This is a genomic window from Ruegeria sp. AL1, from assembly GCF_056540905.1.
On record NZ_JBQFXP010000004.1, the window covers coordinates 57,853 to 75,426 of the forward strand.

A 17,574-nucleotide genomic window follows, 5' to 3' on the forward strand; every position below is an offset into this window, starting at 1 on the left:
GTGCGTCGATTGCAGAATCCGGGCCGGTGTTGCGGGAATTTATTGACCAACCGTTCGGTTTATGCAAGAAGTTTGTTGTAACAAATGCAAAGCGAACTTGCCATGTCCGATACTATTCTTTCGCGGGACCGCGGTCAGTGGGTTGAAATCACACTGAATCGGCCCGACAAGCTGAACAGTTTCACCGAAGAGATGCATCTGGCCCTACGCACAGCCCTTGAGGGTGCGCGTGATGGTGGCGCGCGTGCGGTGCTGCTGACCGGGGCAGGGCGCGGATTTTGCGCAGGTCAGGATTTGGGTGATCGGGACCCCCGGCGTATGGACGGACCGCCTGATCTGGGGCAGACCGTCCGCAGTTTTTATGCGCCGCTTGTTCGACTGATCAGGTCTCTGGAATTCCCGGTTGTCTGCGCTGTGAACGGTGTTGCGGCGGGGGCTGGGGCGAACCTTGCATTGGCCTGCGATATCGTTCTGGCTGCGGACTCGGCCAAATTCATCCAGTCCTTCGCCAAGGTCGGCCTGATCCCGGACACGGGTGGCAGCTGGCACCTGCCTAGGCTGATCGGCGAGGCACGGGCCAAGGGGCTTGCGCTGACCGGCCAACCTCTGCCCGCCCGTCAGGCCGCCGATTGGGGGCTGATCTGGAAAGCCGTGCCCGATGCCGAATTGATGGACGAAGCCCGCGCGCTGACCGAAGGATTCGCCGGCGGGCCGACGCTGGGGTTTGCGATGACCAAACAAACCATTCAGGCGGCAGCGGTTGACACGCTGACAGAGCATCTGGACCTTGAAGCCGACGCGATGAAAACCTGCGGAGAAAGCGCCGATTACGCTGAGGGGGTCAGCGCCTTTCTGGAAAAACGCAAGCCTGTGTTCAAGGGGCGCTGAAATGACCGCCAAGGACCTGGCTGAACACGCAGCGGCGGCCATGTGGGCCCGCGACAACGCCTCGAAATGGGCGGGGATGGAACTGGGAAAGGTGGATGAAGGGACCGCGATCTTGTCGCTAACCGTCGAGGCGCATCACTGCAACGGGCATGGCATCTGTCATGGTGGTGTGATCTTCATGCTGGCTGACACCGCCTTTGCGTTTGCCTGCAACAGTCGCAATCAGTCGACCGTGGCCCATCATGACGTGATCAGTTTCGTGGCTCCCGGGCGTCAGGGGGACCAGTTGACGGCGCAGGCCGCCGAGGTGAGCCTTACAGGCCGCAGCGGCATTTACGATGTGTCCGTCACCAATCAGAATGGCCAAAAGATCGCCGAGTTTCGCGGATTTTCCCGCGCGGTCAAAGGCACAGTTATTGAAGAAACCTGAGGGAGGGACGATGGCATGAAAGACCTGAGCCCGAAAAAATCGGATCTGGATCCGATCGAGATTGCGTCGGTTGACGAGATCCGCAGCCTGCAACTGGACCGTCTGAAATGGTCGCTGCGCCACGCCTATGACAATGTGCCCATGTATCGGCAGCGATTCGATGAGGCCGGGGTGCACCCGGATGACCTGCACTCGCTGGCTGATCTGGCGCGTTTCCCTTTCACCTACAAGACCGATCTGCGCGACAATTATCCCTTTGGTCTGTTTGCCGTGCCGCGCGAGCAGATCATTCGCGTTCATGCCTCATCCGGGACCACGGGAAAGCCTACGGTGGTTGGCTATACACAGGGCGATATCGACAATTGGGCCGATCTGGTGGCCCGGTCCCTGCGTGCCAGCGGATTGCGCCGCGGTGATATGGTACACAATGCCTATGGGTATGGCCTGTTCACCGGCGGTTTGGGCGCGCATTACGGGATCGAGCGTCTGGGCGCGAATGTCGTGCCGATGAGTGGCGGGCAGACTGCCAAACAGGTTGATCTGATCACCGATTTCAAACCGGACGGGATCATGGTGACGCCGTCCTATATGCTCAACATTCTTGAACAATACCACAAGGTCGGCCTCGACCCGCGCGAGTCGTCTCTGGCCGTGGGTGTGTTCGGGGCCGAGCCGTGGACCGATTCGATGCGGTCCGAAGTCGAGCAGGCGTTCGATATGCACGCGGTGGATATCTACGGCCTGTCCGAGATCATGGGTCCGGGTGTGGCCAATGAATGTGTCGAAACCAAAGATGGTCCCGTGATCTGGGAAGATCATTTTTACCCTGAGATCATCAACCCCGAGACAGGCGAGGTTTTACCCGATGGTGAGATGGGCGAGCTGGTCTTTACCACATTGACCAAAGAAGGGTTGCCGATGATCCGCTATCGAACCCGCGACCTGACGCGGCTGCTGCCGGGCACCGCGCGGTCGATGCGGCGGATGGAGAAGATCACAGGCCGTTCGGACGACATGATCATCCTGCGAGGCGTGAACGTCTTTCCCAGCCAGATCGAAGAACAGGTTCTGGCCACTGGGGGCCTTGCGCCGTACTACCAGATCGAGCTGTACCGGGCAGGCCGGATGGATGCGATGCGCGTGCATGTCGAGGCTGCACCGGACGCGGCGGATGAATTGAGCAAAACCGCCGCCGCGCGAATGTTGTCGCGCCGGATCAAAGATGTCGTTGGCATCTCGACCGAGATAGATGTCGGCGAACCCGGCGAGGTCGAGCGCAGTCAGGGCAAGGCCCGACGTGTCGTCGACAACCGTAACGTCTGAGCAAGCCGGAGAGCACCAGATTGGCCCGCACCATAGCAAAAGATCACGATGACAAACGCGCGCGTATTCTGAAAACTGCCGCCAGCGTCTTTGCACGCGAGGGGTTCGACCGGGCGTCGATGTCTCAGCTGGCGCGGGAATGCGGGATATCGAAGGCCAACATCTATCACTACTATGACAGCAAGGACGCGATCCTGTTCGACATGCTCGACAGCTATTTGCGGCAGCTGCGCGATCAGATTTGTAGGCTAGACCTTCAGGGGCTCGATCCGGCAGATCGCCTCAGGCGTGTGGTGCGGGAAATTCTGCTGGCCTATCAGGGCGTCGATGACGAACACCGCGTGCAGACCAGCGGCATGTCCGCCCTGCCCGAGGATCAGCAGAAATTGTTGCGCGGATATCAACGGGATCTGGTGGTTTTTGTCAGCGACATCATCGCGCGTGTTGCGCCAGATACGTTCAGCGACGATGCAGCCAAACTGCGCGCCGCCACCATGTCGGTTTTCGGGATGCTGAACTGGTTCTACATGTGGAATACGGGCGCGGATGAGGTCGCGCGTGCCGATTATGCAGCGTTGGTCAGCGATCTGACGCTGAACGGGCTCAGCGGGCTGTAAACCTCCCGCCCGCAAGGTCGTGATTTGGGTTTTGCGGCGTGTTCTGGTTCAATGACGGCAGGAGGACTGCCATGCGCCGCCCGGACCGTTTCGACAAATTCTATTTCGCCAAGGTTGGATTGGGCGAGGCCTGCGGTTGCGCCGAAAAGGTCATCGATGTGTACGAATTCAACCGAAAGGGCGGCGCACAGGCCAAACAGGGAGTGCCGCGCAAGCAATCCCGCCGCCGGTCCCTGCGGTCTTTTGCATTGAAATACGGATTGATCAGCCGCAAGCGCCCGGGCTGAGCGCCTGCGTTTGGCAGTTCATGGCGCTTTCAACCCCAACTGGTCAACGATGCGGGTTGCCTCGACGATCCAGCGGGATTTCAATTCGGCACCGGTCAGGCGGCGCAGCCCCATATTTCGCAAGGTCTCAAGCTTGTCGGTCGTGGCCGTGCCAAAACTGGCCGCCACGCGAGGCCACCAATAATCCACCGATGCCTGCATCTGGGCTGTCAGGCCTTGCTCAGCCAGTTTGGTGGCACCTTCAAGGGCCAGTACGCCGTGATGCGCCTCGATCGGGGCGATGGCGCGGAACGCCTCGGCAAGGGGCTGGTATGAAATTGTCGAAAACTCGGCCAGTTGTTCGGCCACGGCCCGGCTCATGAGCAAGTTCATGATCACAGCGTCGGCCCAACCGTCGATGGGATAGTTGAAGACGGCCAGACGCATATCGTGTTCACTGCGGGTTGTGCCAATGTCGGCGTCCCGATCAAGGCGCGCGGTCCAGGGATGATGGGTGGCGTATCGCTGCGTGTCCGCGCCAAACTCGCCCATGATCTTCAGGACACGGTCGGCATTGTCGGTTTTCTCAAGCACGATTTTCGCCGCCGCAATCCGTTCCTTGATGCCGGGCCCCTGATTGATGACATCAGCAAATCCGGCCGCACCTGCCAACTCGCTGTCGACGAAAGTGGCCATCAGTTTCATAAGCTCGGCACGATAGCGCGGCGGTACGTTGGTGGGGTTGGTCAGAACACCGCCCGCCGCCAGATAGCTTTCGAGTGTCATGTCTTCGGCCATCGGTCCTCTCCCTTTACTGGTCGTAGTCGACGGTGACGGTATCGGTCAGGGGATAGGCCTGACAGCTCAGCACATAACCCTTTTCAACCTCGTAATCCTCAAGCGCGTGGTTGGCGACCATTTCGACTTCGCCTTCAATCACCCGGCAGCGGCAGGTCGAACACACCCCGGCGCGGCAGGCAAATGGTGCGTCCATCGCGTTGTCCAAAGCGGCGTCAAGGATTGACCGATCTTTGGGCATCGTGACCGTCTGCGTGGCCCCGTCCATGGTGATTGCGGCCCTGGTCTGGTTGGCCTGTGACGCTGTATCCGCGCCACTGGCCTTGCGTCTGGCACGGCCCGGCTGGGCGCTGGCAAACAGTTCGAATTTGATCTGCCCGTCATCCAGCCCATGCGTGCGCAAGGCCGCAGCGATGCCCAGCATCATCGGTTCCGGCCCGCAGATGAACGCGGTGGTGACGTTTTCGATATCGATCCAGTGTTTGAACAGTTCGGCGCATTTGTCCTCGGACACCAGACCGGTAAACAACTCGATCTCCTGCGCGTCGGCCTCAAGGATATGGATCACGTTCAGACGGCCCATATAGAGGTTTTTCAGGTCCTCCAGTTCTTCGCGGAACATGATCGTGTTCACGCCCTTGTTTGCATAGACCAGCGTGAAGCGCGAATGCGGCTCTCGCGCCAATGTGGTCTTGAGGATCGACAGCACCGGGGTGATGCCGGACCCGCCTGCAAAGCCGAGGTATTGTTTTTCTGCCGCAGGGTCGATTGCTGTGTAAAAGCTGCCCATGGGTGGCATCGCCTGCACAACGTCTCCAACCTTGAGGTCCGTGTTGGCCCATGTGGAAAATGCCCCGCCATCGACACGTTTAATACCGACCTGCAGAATGCCATCATCCTTGCCCGCACAGATCGAATAGGACCTGCGCAGCTCTTCACCATCGAAGTCGCGCCGGAAGGTCAGATATTGGCCTTGGGTGAACTCGAATTCAGCCGCCGCACCGTTTTGCGGCTTTAACGTCACAACCACCGCGTCGCGGATGGTTTTGTGAATCTCGGTGACTTCCAGATCATGAAAGCGTGCCATCCGGTGATCCTCCCTCAGATGCACTTGAAATAGTCAAACGGTTCCAGGCAATCGGTGCAGCGCCAATGCGCCTTGCACGGGGTCGAGCCGAACTGGCTGACCTTCTCAACGGCCTTGCTGCCGCAGCGCGGGCAGCGTTCAGGCCCGCCTGCAGGTTGGGGCGGTGCGATGCCGAACTCCTCCAGCCGGGCGCGGCCCTTGTCGCTGAGCCAGTCGGTGGTCCAGGCGGGCGAAATGCTGGTTTCGATCCGGACATCGTCGATGCCGTGGTCGCGCAGGGCGGTTTCGATATCCATGCTGATGACAGACGTCGCCGGGCAGCCGGAATAGGTTGGTGTGACCGTGACCCTCAGCGTGTCCTCATCCCACCGCACGTCGCGCACGATGCCCAGATCCACGACCGAAATCACCGGGATCTCTGGGTCGGGAACGGCATCAAGCCATTCCCAGATCTGATCCGTTGTAGCGCGCATTTGCCTTTACCAGCTTGCGTCGGGATAGGCGCGTTGCAACCACTGCATCTGCGTGAGCAGATGGCCCAGATGTTCGGTATGCATTCGCCCGTCGCGCCCGCCCTTGTGGGCAAAGCGGCTGTCGGGAATGGTCAGGGTTGCTTCGGTCAGAACCCGTCCGATCAGCTCGTCATATTCCGAACGAAGCTCGGCGGGGTTCGGTGCGATCCCGGCCTTGGCCAGTTCGGCGTCCACATCGTCGCTGACGAACATCTCGCCCACATAAGGCCAAAGATAGGTCAGCGCATCGTGCATCCGGGCATGGCTTTCCTCGGTTCCGTCGCCAAGCCCGACCACGGTGTCGCCCGAGCGTTCGAGATGGTACGTGACCTCTTTGCTGGCCTTGGCCGCGATGGCCGCGACGCGGTCATCCGACGATGTCATCAGCCGGCCCAGCATGATTGAATGCCAGGCATCGAACAGGAACTGACGCATAAGGGTGCGGCCGAAATCGCCATTGGGCACCTCGACCAGCAGCACATTGCGGAAATCCCAGGCATCACGCAGAAAGGCCAGATCATCGGCGCTTTTGCCGCCGTCGATCTCACCTGCAAGGCCAAGCCACATCTGAGTCTGACCGATCAGGTCCAGCGCGGTGTTGGCCAGCGCGATGTCTTCCTCAAGCACCGGCGCGTGGCCGCACCATTCGCTGACGCGGTGGCCGAGGATCAGGGTATTGTCGCCCATCCGCAGCAGAAATTGCAGGAATGCCTCGTCCCGGGTCATCACATCGCCCCCACTTCGTCGGGGATGTCGAAAAAGGTCGGGTGGCGATAAACCTTGCTTTCGCTGGGCTCATACAGCGGTCCTTTGTCGCTGGGCGACGAGGCCGAGATGTTGTTGGCTTCAACCACCCAGATCGAAACGCCTTCGTTGCGACGGGTATAGACGTCGCGGGCGTTCTTGATCGCCATTTCCGCGTCGGGGGCGTGCAGCGAGCCGACGTGACGGTGGCTCATGCCATGTTGGCCGCGGATGAAGATTTCCCACAGGGGCCATTCGTTGTTCATTGTGTGTCCTCCTTGGGTTTACTCTGCCGCCAGATTGCGGGTGCGTTTCTTGCGGGCATGGGCCAGCAATCCGTCCCGCACCCATTGGCCGTCGTCCCAGGCCTTGTTGCGTGCGGCCAGACGATCCACATTACAGGGGCCGTTGCCTTTGAGCACGTCATAGAACTCGGACCAGTCCGGATCGGTGTAGTCATAGTGACCGCGTTCATCGTTCCATTTCAGGTCGGGGTCGGGGATGGTCAGCCCCAGATATTCGGCCTGCGGGACAGTCTGATCGACGAATTTCTGGCGCAGCTCGTCATTGGTGTTGATCTTGATCTTCCAGGCCATGGATTGAGCTGAATGCACGCTGTCCTTGTCGGACGGGCCAAACATCATCAGCGACGGATACCACAACCGGTTCAACGCATCCTGCGCCATTCGGCGCTGCTCGGGCGTGCCCTCGGCCATCTTGCGAATCGCGTCATAACCCTGACGCTGGTGAAAGCTCTCTTCCTTGCAGATGCGGATCATTGCGCGCGAATAGGGGCCAAAAGAGGTCCGCTGCAGCGGCACCTGGTTCATGATCGCAGCGCCATCGACCAGCCACCCGACCGCGCCGATATCGGCCCAGTTCAGCGTCGGATAGTTGAAGATCGACGAGTACTTCATACGGCCATCCAGCAGCATCTCGGTGATCTCGTCGCGGCTGACACCCAGCGTTTCCGCCGCGCAGTAGAGGTACAGCCCATGCCCAGCCTCATCCTGTACCTTGGCCAGCAGGATTGCCTTACGCTCCAGCGTGGGTGCGCGGGTGATCCAATTGCCTTCGGGCAGTTGGCCGACGATCTCGGAATGGGCATGCTGACCGATCTGGCGGATCAGGGTGGCGCGGTAATCATCCGGCATCCAGTCCTTGGGTTCGATCTTGATGTCGGCGTCGATCTTGTCTTGAAAAGCGCGCTCTTGGTCGGACATGTCCTCGCGCGTTTTCACGCCGGTTCCGGCTGTTTTGATCATCTGAGCGTACATCTCAGTTCCCCTCCGCTTTATGCGGCTCTGCCAGGTATCTGAAACGAGGTCCGGCGGATGGCGCATAATTAAGTGACCGATGGGTCGGTTAATACCCCGATCTGCGATTCGCGGCAAGAAAAATGTAACCGAAATACTGCAATGCTAAGAAATCGGTAACGTATTGCGGCCTGCGAAAGCCCTCGCACTGCTGCGGCCTGACAGTCATGGGCGGGAGTGGATACAGCGGGCCGGTGTCAGATCACGTCGGCCATCACCAGCCTGACGATGTCTTCTCGTCTGAGGCCACGTACCTGAAGCTCGGCATCTGTCAGCGCCCACAGCCGCGAGACACGCCGCGATTTTGCGCGCGCTTCGCCGATGCGGGCAAAGCCCGACAGAATTCCGCGGGCGATGTCGCCTGCGATCTCGACGAGAACATTCAGTGTGGGGCGGGGGTGAAGAGAATGGCGCATGGTAAGATGTCTTTGTCAGAGCGGTATCGTCGCGCATTCTAGGGCTGCAGTCTGCAACCAACCAGTCGCCTATCGGAATAACCGCTGTGCAGCAGATGCAAACCTGAAGGGCCTGAACACAGATAAGACAGGCGGCGCGGTGGCCGCCTGCCTGCGATTGTGGCGTCAGACCATCGCAAAGATGCGAGCGGGTCCCCCCGAGCCACCTCGATGGGCCGGAGCGCCGACGACCAAAGTCGCGCCACTGGCCGGAACCTTGTCCAGATTGGCGAGGTTTTCGATTCCATAGCGGTTGGTCGGCAACCACGCATAATGCGTGGCAAAGTCGGCGGACGGCCCGTGATCCAGCGACAGGGAATCCACGGCCATCGCCACCGCGCCGGTCTCGTCCATCAGCATTTGCGCCGCTTCGACATGAAAGCCGGGGAAATGCATTTTGCCTTCGCCATCGGCGTTGCGGAATTCGGCAGACCTGGTTTTCGTGCCCCAGCCGGAATGCATCGCCACGCAGGCACCATCAGGGATTGGACCATTTGCAGAAATCCACGCTTTCAGATCGTCGGGCGTCACCTGTGCGTCTGCGTCATCTGCTGCGCGGGCCGCGATATCGACCACGCAAAGCGGGCACACAAGATTTGAAACCGGGATCTCATCGACAGCCTGACCATCCGCCGAGAAATGCAGCGGCGCATCGATATGTGTGCCGGTGTGTTCATTGACCGCCAGATTGAACAGGTTGAAGCCGTTATCCTTGAAGTTGAACGCCTGTGTGGCCTCGATGCCAGGCACGCCAAAGTAAGTGGGGAACTCTGCATCGTAAATATGGGTCATATCGACCACTTCGCCGTGCCCTGCCGCCATAGCCGGAGTGGTTGCCGCCGCGCCCAGTGCCGTTCCGGCCGCCATTGCAGCCCCGGCCTTGAAGAACGAACGCCGGGACAGCATCCGATCTTTGACCGCGTTCATCACACATACATCGCACATTTTCTCGCTCCCTGAATTGTTGGCATCGGGATTTGGGCCGTCGACACGTGGCCGGGCGGGCCTGACCCGATCTCATGCATCCTAGAGCGATTGGGACAAGTTGTTATGTGAACTTGTTCTCATTGACGTGAGTATTGCAGCTGTGAGCGGGTGAACGGCTGTTTCCTGCCCGTGGTCTCAGCCGTCAGATAAAGTGTGCCGCCGTTACGCCGGTTCAGCTGCGGCGCGGATGGCGCGGATGTTTGCGCCATAGACATCCGGCTCGGAGACCGAGCCGCCTTTGAACACGGCTGATCCGGCCACCAGGACATCCGCCCCTGCTGTGGAAAGCAAAGGTGCTGTATTGGGGTCAACGCCCCCGTCAATTTCGATATGCACCGGTCTGTCCCCGATCATTTTGCGCAGGCGTCGCACCTTGGCAGTCATGTCGATGAACTTCTGTCCGCCAAAGCCGGGGTTCACAGTCATTACGCAGATCAGATCAGTCAGGTCCAAAAGATGTTCGACCGCTTCCGCAGGGGTGCCGGGGTTCAGGGCAACGCCGGCCTTCATACCCGCAGCGCGGATGGCCTGCAGGGTGCGGTGGGTGTGCGGCCCGGCCTCGATATGGGCGGTCAGTATATCCGCGCCCGCGTCGGCATAAGCCTGAATGTAGGGATCAACCGGTGAGATCATCAGATGCACATCCATCACTGTTTTGACGTGCGGACGGAACGCTTTCACGGCCGGAGGGCCGAATGTCAGATTTGGTACGAAATGCCCGTCCATAACGTCCACATGGACCCAATCGGCCCCCTGTGCTTCGATCGCCTGAATCTCGGCGCCGAAATTGGCGAAATCGGCGGACAGGATCGACGGGGCGATCTTGATGCTGCGGTCAAAACTCATCTGTGGCCTCATGTGGATGGCGTTTCGGTCTCGCATATAGCGAGGCCACACTGAAAAGGGTAGGGCCTATGGCGTTAGGCGGCTGGGCCTTTCAGGCCAGGCGACATCCCATCTGTCCGGTCTTGGAAGTGGACGAGGAGAACCGGGCTGAGACCTCCTTCAGGAGGTCGAAGACAGGTGGGAGGCCCTGTTACGCGTCTTCGCTCAACGTCAGGGTTACGCGCTCTCCGGCAAACGCAGTTCGTCCCAACTCCAGAGGCGTGCCATTCAGATCGGCATTGATCCCGATTGAAAACAACACTGGTGCACCCTCGGTCAGGCGAAGATGCAGGGCTTGCGTGGCTGTTGCCGCCCGCGCGGTCAGACGCGTTGAGATGCGCGTATAATCATCTATGCCACAACGTTTCAGTGCCTGCGTGACGGATCGGGTTTCATCCAATGCCTGCAGAATGCCGGGCAGGCGCCGCGCAGGAAAGACGCTCTGGAACAGAGCGATGGGTTGACCATCGGCCAGCGAAAGCCCGTCATACACATGCACCTCTTCTTTGGGCGCAAGCTGCAGAGCCTCAGCCTCGGTCTCATCTGCGGCGCGGGTGGTGAGGGTGAGGATTTTCTTGCCGGGGATCTTCCCGCTGGCCGAGATGCTCTTGTGGTATCTGACCCGCTTGCCAATCGGATAGTCTGTGGGGCGGGCGGTCACAAACACGCCCGCACCCCGTCTTGCATGCACCAACCCCTGTTCAGCGAGGTCAGACAACGCTCGGCGCACAGTGTGCCGGTTCACCCCGTGCTTGGCGGCCAGTTGCGCCTCGGTTGGCAATCGTGCGCCTGTGTCATAGCGACCCTCGGCGATATCCGCCGTCAGGCTCAGGGCGATGCTTTTCCAGACGGGTGTTTTGCTCATGTCATAAAATCTTAAACCACGGCCTGATTGCGCGATGTGCGTCCTGGGTGTAAAATTTGTCTAGTTGTATAGTGTATGTAGACAACCCAGCCAAGGGGCTTTGATGAAAGATCAGGCGGAAAACGGCGAAAGAGCACGCCAGGAATGGATGGGTCTGCTGGCGCGTGCGCCGGAAGATGCGCTGCTGAATATTTGGGCGCAGGTTCAGGACCGTCCGGCATTCGACTGGCTGCGCAGCCCGGAAGTGGGGGGTGTCATGGTGCGCGGACGGACTGGAGGCACTGGCGCGCCCTTCAATCTCGGGGAAATGACCGTCACGCGGTGTTCGCTGCAGCTTGCGGATGGCACGGTCGGGCACGGTTATGTGCAGGGCCGGTCCAAGCGCAAGGCCGAAGCGGCGGCTCTGATCGATGCGTTGATGCAGACGTCGCGCGCCGCTGCGGTGAAGGCGCAGGTGATCGCTCCGTTGCAAACGCTGGAGCGTGCCGCCAAAACCGCCCGGGCCTCCAAAGCCGCGGCGACCAAGGTTGAATTCTTCACTCTGGTGCGGGGAGAAGATTGATGACCGCGCAAACGCATTTCTCGGGCGGGTTCCGAAACGCGGCGATCGAGGCAGCGCATGCCTTTCGTGCCGCAATGACGGTCATGGCACGTCCGGGTGAAATCCGCGCGGTGTCCGGCGCGCAGCCGCCCGCGCCGTTATCCGTCGCCGCTGGCACGCTCTTGCTGACATTATGCGACACGGACACCAAGGTTTATCTTGCGGGAGCCGCTGATAACGACTGCATCCGTCAGTGGCTGATCTTTCACACTGGCGCACCGATTGTCGGGGCGGCCGAAGCTGATTTTGCGGTCGGAACATGGCAGGACCTGCAGCCGGTGACCGCCTATCGCATCGGCACACCGGAATACCCGGATCGCTCGGCAACACTTATCGTGGAATGTGACGCGCTTGAACCAAGCGGGGCTGCGCTGCGCGGACCGGGCATCAAATCGGCCGCGCATCTGTCCCTTCCGGACATCGCTGCGTTGCAGGGCAATGCGATGCTGTATCCGCTGGGATGCGATTTCTTTTTCACTTGCGGCGACCGGGTTGCGGCTCTGCCGCGCAGCACGCAGATCACGGACGAGGGCTAGGCGATGTATGTTGCTGTCAAAGGCGGCGAGAAAGCCATCGAAAACGCCCATAGCTGGTTGGCCGAGGAACGGCGTGGCCCCACCGATGTGGCCGAACTGAACATCGCGCAGATTCGTGAACAGCTTAGCCTGGCGGTGAACCGGGTGATGGCCGAAGGGTCGCTTTATGATCCGGATCTGGCCGCGCTTGCGATCAAGCAGTCCCGGGGTGATCTGATCGAGGCGATTTTCCTGATCCGCGCCTATCGCACAACCCTGCCGCGCTTTGGCTATACCAACCCGGTCGACACAGGCACCATGGCATGCGACCGGCGGATCTCGGCCACGTTCAAGGACGCGCCCGGTGGTCAGGTGCTGGGGCCGACATTCGATTACACCCATCGGTTGCTGGATTTCAAACTGGCTGCCGAGACCGATATTGCACCCGCACCGGAAAGCGCTCCGCGCACCGAACCGACCCCGCATATCTGCACATTCCTGTCACGCGAGGGGATTATTCAGGACGAGCCTGACAGCGATACCACGCCGGGTGATCTGACGCGCGAGCCGATGGAATACCCCTCCAACCGCCCCCTGCGTCTGCAATCCCTGACGCGGGGTGATGAAGGGTTCGTGCTTGGAATGGCCTATTCAACTCAGCGCGGATACGCCCGCAACCACGCCTTTGTCGGCGAGCTGCGGATCGGCAAGGTCGCTGTTGAAATGGACATTCCCGAACTGGGCTTTGCTATCGATATCGGCGAGGTGGAACTGACCGAATGCGAAACGGTCAACCAGTTCAAAGGCTCCAAGACCGAACCGCCACAGTTTACCCGCGGATATGGGCTGGTCTTTGGTCAGTCCGAACGCAAGTCCATAGCCGTGGCGCTGGTTGATCGCGCGCTGCGTTGGAAGGAATTGGGCGAAGACAATCTGGGGGCGCCTGCGCAGGACGAGGAATTCGTGCTCAGCCATGCGGATAACATTCAGGCGACAGGGTTCCTCGAACATATCAAGTTGCCGCATTACGTGGATTTTCAGTCTGAACTGGAACTGGTCCGCAAGCTGCGCCGCGAGGCGGAAAACAGGATTGCCACAGAGGAGGCTGCGGAATGAAAGCGGTTGTTTTCGACATTGGTGGTGTATTGGTCGATTGGCAGCCTCATCTGGCCTGGGCCGAAGATCTGGGCTCGGAAGACGCCGCACATGCATTCATTGCCAGAACAGGATTTCTGGCCCGGAACGCGCGAGGCGACAATGGTGAACGTTTTGCGGATATGGCCACCGAGTTGGATGACCCGCAGGATCAGCGCCTCTTTGCGTCTTACGTCGCGCGCTATTCCCGCACGGTCCAGAACCCGATCCACGGCACGTGGGAGATTCTGGACCGCCTCAAGGACAACGGAACCGTGATTCACGGGATCACCAACTGGTCGGCGGAAACCTGGCCTGAGGGCCTGAAGGTGCATCCGCGTCTTGGAGAGGTTTTCGAAACGCTGGTGGTTTCCGGACAGGAAGGCATCATGAAGCCTGATCCGCGCATTTTCAGGCTGTTGTGTGAAAGGGCCGGGATTGCGGCTGCGGATTGCGTGTTCATCGATGATGGCTTGCACAATATCGAAGGTGCCCGCGCCGTCGGTATGGATGGCATCCACTTCAGAAACCCGGCTGAACTGGAAAGTGAGCTGGCCAACAGGGGCCTGTTATGAGCGCGTACAACTTTGCTTATCTGGACGAGCAGACCAAGCGGATGATCCGTCGGGCGATCCTCAAGGGTTTGGCGGTGCCGGGCTATCAGGTGCCCTTTGCCAGCCGCGAGATGCCGATGCCCTATGGATGGGGTACGGGTGGGGTGCAGGTCTCGGCCGCGACCCTGACGCCCGAAGATACGTTCAAGGTGATCGACCAGGGGGCCGATGACACGACCAACGCGGTGTCGATCCGCAAGTTCTTTGAAAAAACAGCCGGGGTTGAAACCACCGAGGAGACCGAAAAGGCCACGGTCATTCAGACCCGCCATCGCATCCCCGAGGCCAAGCTGCGCGGGGATCAGATTCTGGTTTATCAGGTACCCATCCCCGAGCCCCTGCGCTTTCTGGAGCCCCGCGAAACCGAGACCCGCAAGATGCACAGTCTGGAAGAATACGGATTGATGCATGTGAAGCTTTACGAGGACATCAGCCAGCACGGGGCGATCTCGACCTCGTATTCCTATCCGGTCGAGGTGTCGGGGCGCTATGTGATGGACCCTTCGCCGATCCCGAAATTCGACAATCCCAAGCTGGAAATGGATGCGATTCAGCTGTTCGGTGCGGGCCGCGAGCAGCGCATCTATGCGGTGCCACCGCATACCAAGGTCGTCAGCCTCGACTTTGAAGACTACCCCTTCGAGGCTTCCAAGGCAGATCACTCCTGTGATCTGTGCTCAGCCGAAGACAGCTATCTGGACGAGGTGATCATGGATGACACAGGCAGCCGGATGTTTGTGTGTTCGGACACTGATTATTGCCGCTCGCGCCGTGAAGCGGGCCATGAGGGCCGTTTGGCCAAAGAGGATGCGGCATGGCCCCGCTGCTGAGCGTTCAGAACATTCGAAAGACCTATGGGCCTCGGATTGGTTGCACGGGTGTGAGTTTCGACCTTTATCCCGGCGAGGTGATGGGGATCGTGGGGGAAAGCGGCTCGGGCAAGTCGACGCTGCTGAACTGTCTGGCCGGTTATCTGAAGCCGGATCAGGGGCGTGTGGTGTTCGACACCCGCGCGCAGGGACCGGTGGACACGGTCACGATGTCTGAACCCGAGCGCCGGATGCTGGGCCGCACTGACTGGGCCTTTGTACACCAGCATGCCCGGGACGGCTTGCGCATGTCGGTCAGCGCGGGGGGGAATATCGGCGAACGTCTGATGGCTGTCGGGGATCGTCACTATGGTCAGATCCGCGACCGGGCCATTGACTGGCTGGGACGGGTTGAGATTGACGACGGTCGCGTGGATGACCGTCCATCGGCTTTTTCCGGCGGGATGCAGCAACGCTTGCAGATCGCGCGTAACCTGGTGACGGGACCTCGGCTGGTGTTCATGGACGAACCGACCGGGGGGCTGGATGTCTCGGTTCAGGCGCGATTGCTGGATTTGTTGCGCGGTTTGGTGCGCGAGATGGGTTTGAGCGCCATTGTCGTGACGCACGATCTGGCTGTGGTGCGCCTTTTGGCCGATCGACTGATGGTGATGAAAGACGGCCACGTGGTCGAGGCCGGGTTGACCGATCAGGTTCTGGACGATCCGCAACATGCCTATACGCAGCTGCTTGTTTCCAGCGTTCTGCAGGTTTGAGTATTTTTGAAAAGATGAAGGGCGATGATTGAACTCAAAGACGTCAGCAAAAGCTTTACCCTGCACAATCAGGGCGGTGCCGTTTTGCCTGTTCTAAAGGGGGCGTCGCTGCACGCGGCTCCGGGCGAATGTGTTGCGTTGACCGGTGCTTCGGGTGCCGGGAAGTCGACCTTGATGCGGGTGATCTATGGCAATTATCTTGCCGCGTCCGGGCAGGTTTTGGTTGGCGGGCTGGATGTGGCGCGCGCCGCCCCGCGCGAGGTTTTGGCGTTGCGGCGTGAGACGTTGGGTTATGTCAGCCAGTTTTTGCGGGTTGTCCCCCGCGTGCCGACGCTGGAGGTTGTGGCCGAGCCGCTATTGGCGCTGGGACATGATCGTAAACCGTCGCTGGATAAAGCGGCGGAATTGTTGTCACGACTGAACATTCCCGAGCGTCTGTGGGGGTTGAGCCCGACGACATTTTCAGGTGGCGAGCAGCAGCGGGTGAACATCGCACGCGGGTTCGCCTACGAGTTTCCGGCGATGTTGCTGGATGAGCCGACAGCGTCGCTGGATGTGCAGAACCGCAATACGGTGCTGAGCCTGATAGAAGAGTCCAAGGCGCGGGGTGCCGCGATTGTTGGCATATTCCATGATATTGCGGCGCGGAACCGTGTCTGCGACCGCGAGATCGACGTGTCGCGCTTTGCCCCCGGTCTTGCCGCATGATCCTTGCCCCGGTCATAGCGTTTGTTGGTCCCTCGGGTGTCGGGAAAGATAGCGTGATGGCTGGGGTTGAAGCGCGTGTGCCGGGTATGTCTCGAATGCGCCGGGTGATTACGCGCCCCGATGGGCAGGAGGGTGAAGATTTTGATCAGGTCTCGGTGGTGGTGTTTGAGGATATGGTGGCAAACGGCGCTTTTGTTCTGCACTGGCATGCCCACGGTTTGAATTATGGAATCCCTTCCGAGATCAACGCGTTGCGCAGATCCAGCAAGGCGGTGTTGGTGAACCTGTCCCGAAGCATCCTGCTGCAGGCCCAGGAGATTTTTTGCGATCTTGTGGTGATCTCGTTGACGGCTGAGTCGGAGGTTCTGGCCGGACGGTTGTCATCACGGGGACGCGAGACCGAAGCAGAGCAGATGCAGCGCCTTGAACGGGCAGACACCCCGGTGCCGCAAGGTTTGCGCCGGGTTATCGAGGTTGACAACTCCGGCCCTCTGGAGACCGCGGTGGACGCTGTTGTGTCCCAGCTTCAACCAGAGAGGGCATAGCGATGTATCAGATGAAACTGACCATTCTCGGCCTCGCCAACCAAGGCAATATCTGCCAGAAGGAAAGGACTGGGGAGGATAGGGGCAAGCCGGTCCTGCAAGGCCATCTCGACCCGGCTGAGATCCTGTTTGTTCAGCCGCCCGCTCAGGGTGATGTGGAAGCGGAAGGCGTCCATCACGTAAGGATAGCCCCAACGCGTAAGGTTTGCGTCCTGTTGCGACGACAACCCTTTGATGCGGCGCTTTTCCAGCTCGGGCTGGGTCGCGGGCGCGCGAAAACCGTCGAAGGCGCGCACGCAGGCTGCGGCCAGATCGTTCAGGGCCTGGGTATCGCCCAGGGGCCGCAAGGCCAGAAAGCGGCCCAGTCGCGCGATTTCCAGCCCGGTCAGAGACACAGGCGGTTGCGTACGGGCGAAAGTGGTGCAGGCAGAGCGCAGTTCTGTCTCGGTGCATCCGGAGGTCAGGCGAAACGGCGGTTTCATCGTGGCGTGCAGCCCGTATTTCCGGGGGGCTGCAGTCACGGCCGACACGTCGACGCCATCGATGGCGGGATGCGGGGTCGCTTGCCCCGCTGCCATGTCCCAGCCCAGCCAGCTTGTGGCGAAAGACCCCCAGCCCGTGCCTTCGGGCGGGACGTAGTAGATCGCATATCGCGTGAATGTCAATTTGACCTCCTGTGCGTGGCCTTCCCAACAGCTC

Annotated in this window: 24 protein-coding genes; 13 read left to right on the top strand and 11 right to left on the bottom strand. The window is 60.1% G+C overall.

Going from position 1 to position 17,574, the window contains the following annotated elements; genetic code table 11:
• Positions 1 to 102 precede the first annotated feature (102 nt).
• The 5 genes from paaG to ACRZ9X_RS07610 all read left to right on the top strand — a co-directional run bounded on the left by paaG (position 103) and on the right by ACRZ9X_RS07610 (position 3,545).
• A complete protein-coding gene (paaG, locus tag ACRZ9X_RS07590; protein ID WP_480517417.1) occupies positions 103 to 888 on the top strand; it encodes a 2-(1,2-epoxy-1,2-dihydrophenyl)acetyl-CoA isomerase PaaG in 786 nt (261 codons plus the stop codon).
• A gap of 1 nt (position 889) precedes the next feature.
• Entirely contained in the window at positions 890 to 1,318 is a 429-nt protein-coding gene (gene paaI / locus ACRZ9X_RS07595) for a hydroxyphenylacetyl-CoA thioesterase PaaI (protein WP_480517419.1), read from the top strand.
• A 15-nt stretch (positions 1,319 to 1,333) separates the two neighbouring features.
• The gene (gene paaK, locus ACRZ9X_RS07600; protein WP_480517421.1) at positions 1,334 to 2,641 is read left to right on the top strand and encodes a phenylacetate--CoA ligase PaaK; all 1,308 of its coding nucleotides are present in this window, start codon (positions 1,334 to 1,336) and stop codon (positions 2,639 to 2,641) included.
• Between the two features lie 20 nt (positions 2,642 to 2,661).
• Positions 2,662 to 3,258 carry a TetR/AcrR family transcriptional regulator gene (locus ACRZ9X_RS07605; protein ID WP_480517423.1) on the top strand — a complete coding sequence of 199 codons (597 nt, stop codon included), beginning with the start codon at positions 2,662 to 2,664 and terminating at the stop codon, positions 3,256 to 3,258.
• A 71-nt stretch (positions 3,259 to 3,329) separates the two neighbouring features.
• Positions 3,330 to 3,545: a hypothetical protein gene (locus ACRZ9X_RS07610; protein ID WP_480517425.1), complete on the top strand. Its 216-nt coding sequence runs from the start codon at positions 3,330 to 3,332 to the stop codon at positions 3,543 to 3,545.
• An 18-nt stretch (positions 3,546 to 3,563) separates the two neighbouring features.
• On the opposite strand, the gene ACRZ9X_RS07615 is transcribed toward ACRZ9X_RS07610, so the two are convergent.
• From ACRZ9X_RS07615 to phnF, 10 genes are all read right to left on the bottom strand, one after another.
• Positions 3,564 to 4,322 (bottom strand): Phenylacetic acid catabolic protein, encoded by a 759-nt coding sequence (locus ACRZ9X_RS07615; RefSeq protein ID WP_480517427.1) that lies wholly within the window; start codon positions 4,320 to 4,322, stop codon positions 3,564 to 3,566.
• Between the two features lie 13 nt (positions 4,323 to 4,335).
• Positions 4,336 to 5,409 carry a 2Fe-2S iron-sulfur cluster-binding protein gene (locus ACRZ9X_RS07620; RefSeq protein WP_480517429.1) on the bottom strand — a complete coding sequence of 358 codons (1,074 nt, stop codon included), beginning with the start codon at positions 5,407 to 5,409 and terminating at the stop codon, positions 4,336 to 4,338.
• A gap of 14 nt (positions 5,410 to 5,423) precedes the next feature.
• Positions 5,424 to 5,882: a 1,2-phenylacetyl-CoA epoxidase subunit PaaD gene (paaD, locus tag ACRZ9X_RS07625; protein WP_480517431.1), complete on the bottom strand. Its 459-nt coding sequence runs from the start codon at positions 5,880 to 5,882 to the stop codon at positions 5,424 to 5,426.
• A 6-nt stretch (positions 5,883 to 5,888) separates the two neighbouring features.
• The gene (paaC, locus tag ACRZ9X_RS07630) at positions 5,889 to 6,647 is read right to left on the bottom strand and encodes a 1,2-phenylacetyl-CoA epoxidase subunit PaaC (RefSeq protein WP_480517433.1); all 759 of its coding nucleotides are present in this window, start codon (positions 6,645 to 6,647) and stop codon (positions 5,889 to 5,891) included.
• Complete coding sequence (gene paaB / locus ACRZ9X_RS07635) at positions 6,647 to 6,931, bottom strand: 1,2-phenylacetyl-CoA epoxidase subunit PaaB (RefSeq protein WP_010437865.1); 285 nt, start codon at positions 6,929 to 6,931, stop codon at positions 6,647 to 6,649. Before paaB ends, paaC begins: the two co-directional genes overlap by 1 nt.
• A gap of 18 nt (positions 6,932 to 6,949) precedes the next feature.
• Positions 6,950 to 7,942, bottom strand: a complete 993-nt coding sequence (gene paaA / locus ACRZ9X_RS07640) for a 1,2-phenylacetyl-CoA epoxidase subunit PaaA (RefSeq protein WP_480517435.1) — start codon at positions 7,940 to 7,942, stop codon at positions 6,950 to 6,952.
• Between the two features lie 236 nt (positions 7,943 to 8,178).
• Complete coding sequence (locus tag ACRZ9X_RS07645) at positions 8,179 to 8,397, bottom strand: DUF1127 domain-containing protein (protein ID WP_480517437.1); 219 nt, start codon at positions 8,395 to 8,397, stop codon at positions 8,179 to 8,181.
• Between the two features lie 165 nt (positions 8,398 to 8,562).
• Positions 8,563 to 9,381, bottom strand: coding sequence for a cyclase family protein (locus ACRZ9X_RS07650; protein WP_480517439.1), 819 nt, complete (start codon positions 9,379 to 9,381; stop codon positions 8,563 to 8,565).
• 204 nt (positions 9,382 to 9,585) lie between these two features.
• On the bottom strand, positions 9,586 to 10,269 hold the full coding sequence (gene rpe / locus ACRZ9X_RS07655; RefSeq protein ID WP_480517441.1) for a ribulose-phosphate 3-epimerase: 684 nt from the start codon (positions 10,267 to 10,269) through the stop codon (positions 9,586 to 9,588).
• Positions 10,270 to 10,459: 190 nt separating this feature from the next.
• A complete protein-coding gene (phnF, locus tag ACRZ9X_RS07660) occupies positions 10,460 to 11,173 on the bottom strand; it encodes a phosphonate metabolism transcriptional regulator PhnF (protein ID WP_480517443.1) in 714 nt (237 codons plus the stop codon).
• Between the two features lie 103 nt (positions 11,174 to 11,276).
• On the opposite strand from phnF, the gene phnG reads away from it, so the two are divergent.
• The 8 genes from phnG to ACRZ9X_RS07700 are packed head-to-tail and all read left to right on the top strand — an operon-like array spanning position 11,277 to position 16,875.
• Positions 11,277 to 11,735, top strand: a complete 459-nt coding sequence (gene phnG / locus ACRZ9X_RS07665) for a phosphonate C-P lyase system protein PhnG (protein WP_480517445.1) — start codon at positions 11,277 to 11,279, stop codon at positions 11,733 to 11,735.
• Positions 11,735 to 12,310 carry a phosphonate C-P lyase system protein PhnH gene (gene phnH, locus ACRZ9X_RS07670; protein ID WP_480517447.1) on the top strand — a complete coding sequence of 192 codons (576 nt, stop codon included), beginning with the start codon at positions 11,735 to 11,737 and terminating at the stop codon, positions 12,308 to 12,310. Before phnG ends, phnH begins: the two co-directional genes overlap by 1 nt.
• Before the next feature lie 3 nt (positions 12,311 to 12,313).
• Entirely contained in the window at positions 12,314 to 13,405 is a 1,092-nt protein-coding gene (locus ACRZ9X_RS07675) for a carbon-phosphorus lyase complex subunit (RefSeq protein ID WP_480517449.1), read from the top strand.
• The gene (locus tag ACRZ9X_RS07680) at positions 13,402 to 13,998 is read left to right on the top strand and encodes an HAD family hydrolase (RefSeq protein ID WP_480517451.1); all 597 of its coding nucleotides are present in this window, start codon (positions 13,402 to 13,404) and stop codon (positions 13,996 to 13,998) included. Before ACRZ9X_RS07675 ends, ACRZ9X_RS07680 begins: the two co-directional genes overlap by 4 nt.
• Positions 13,995 to 14,867, top strand: a complete 873-nt coding sequence (locus ACRZ9X_RS07685) for an alpha-D-ribose 1-methylphosphonate 5-phosphate C-P-lyase PhnJ (RefSeq protein ID WP_480517453.1) — start codon at positions 13,995 to 13,997, stop codon at positions 14,865 to 14,867. The genes ACRZ9X_RS07680 and ACRZ9X_RS07685 overlap by 4 nt, the downstream gene beginning before the upstream one ends.
• Positions 14,852 to 15,622 carry a phosphonate C-P lyase system protein PhnK gene (phnK, locus tag ACRZ9X_RS07690; protein WP_480517455.1) on the top strand — a complete coding sequence of 257 codons (771 nt, stop codon included), beginning with the start codon at positions 14,852 to 14,854 and terminating at the stop codon, positions 15,620 to 15,622. Before ACRZ9X_RS07685 ends, phnK begins: the two co-directional genes overlap by 16 nt.
• 24 nt (positions 15,623 to 15,646) lie before the next feature.
• Complete coding sequence (gene phnL / locus ACRZ9X_RS07695) at positions 15,647 to 16,330, top strand: phosphonate C-P lyase system protein PhnL (protein WP_480517457.1); 684 nt, start codon at positions 15,647 to 15,649, stop codon at positions 16,328 to 16,330.
• 56 nt (positions 16,331 to 16,386) lie between these two features.
• Complete coding sequence (locus ACRZ9X_RS07700; protein ID WP_480517459.1) at positions 16,387 to 16,875, top strand: phosphonate metabolism protein/1,5-bisphosphokinase (PRPP-forming) PhnN; 489 nt, start codon at positions 16,387 to 16,389, stop codon at positions 16,873 to 16,875.
• Here the strand turns inward: ACRZ9X_RS07700 and ACRZ9X_RS07705 are convergent.
• Positions 16,857 to 17,540: a DUF1045 domain-containing protein gene (locus ACRZ9X_RS07705; RefSeq protein WP_480517461.1), complete on the bottom strand. Its 684-nt coding sequence runs from the start codon at positions 17,538 to 17,540 to the stop codon at positions 16,857 to 16,859. The two genes, ACRZ9X_RS07700 and ACRZ9X_RS07705, sit on opposite strands and share 19 nt — an antisense overlap.
• Positions 17,541 to 17,574: the final 34 nt, after the last annotated feature.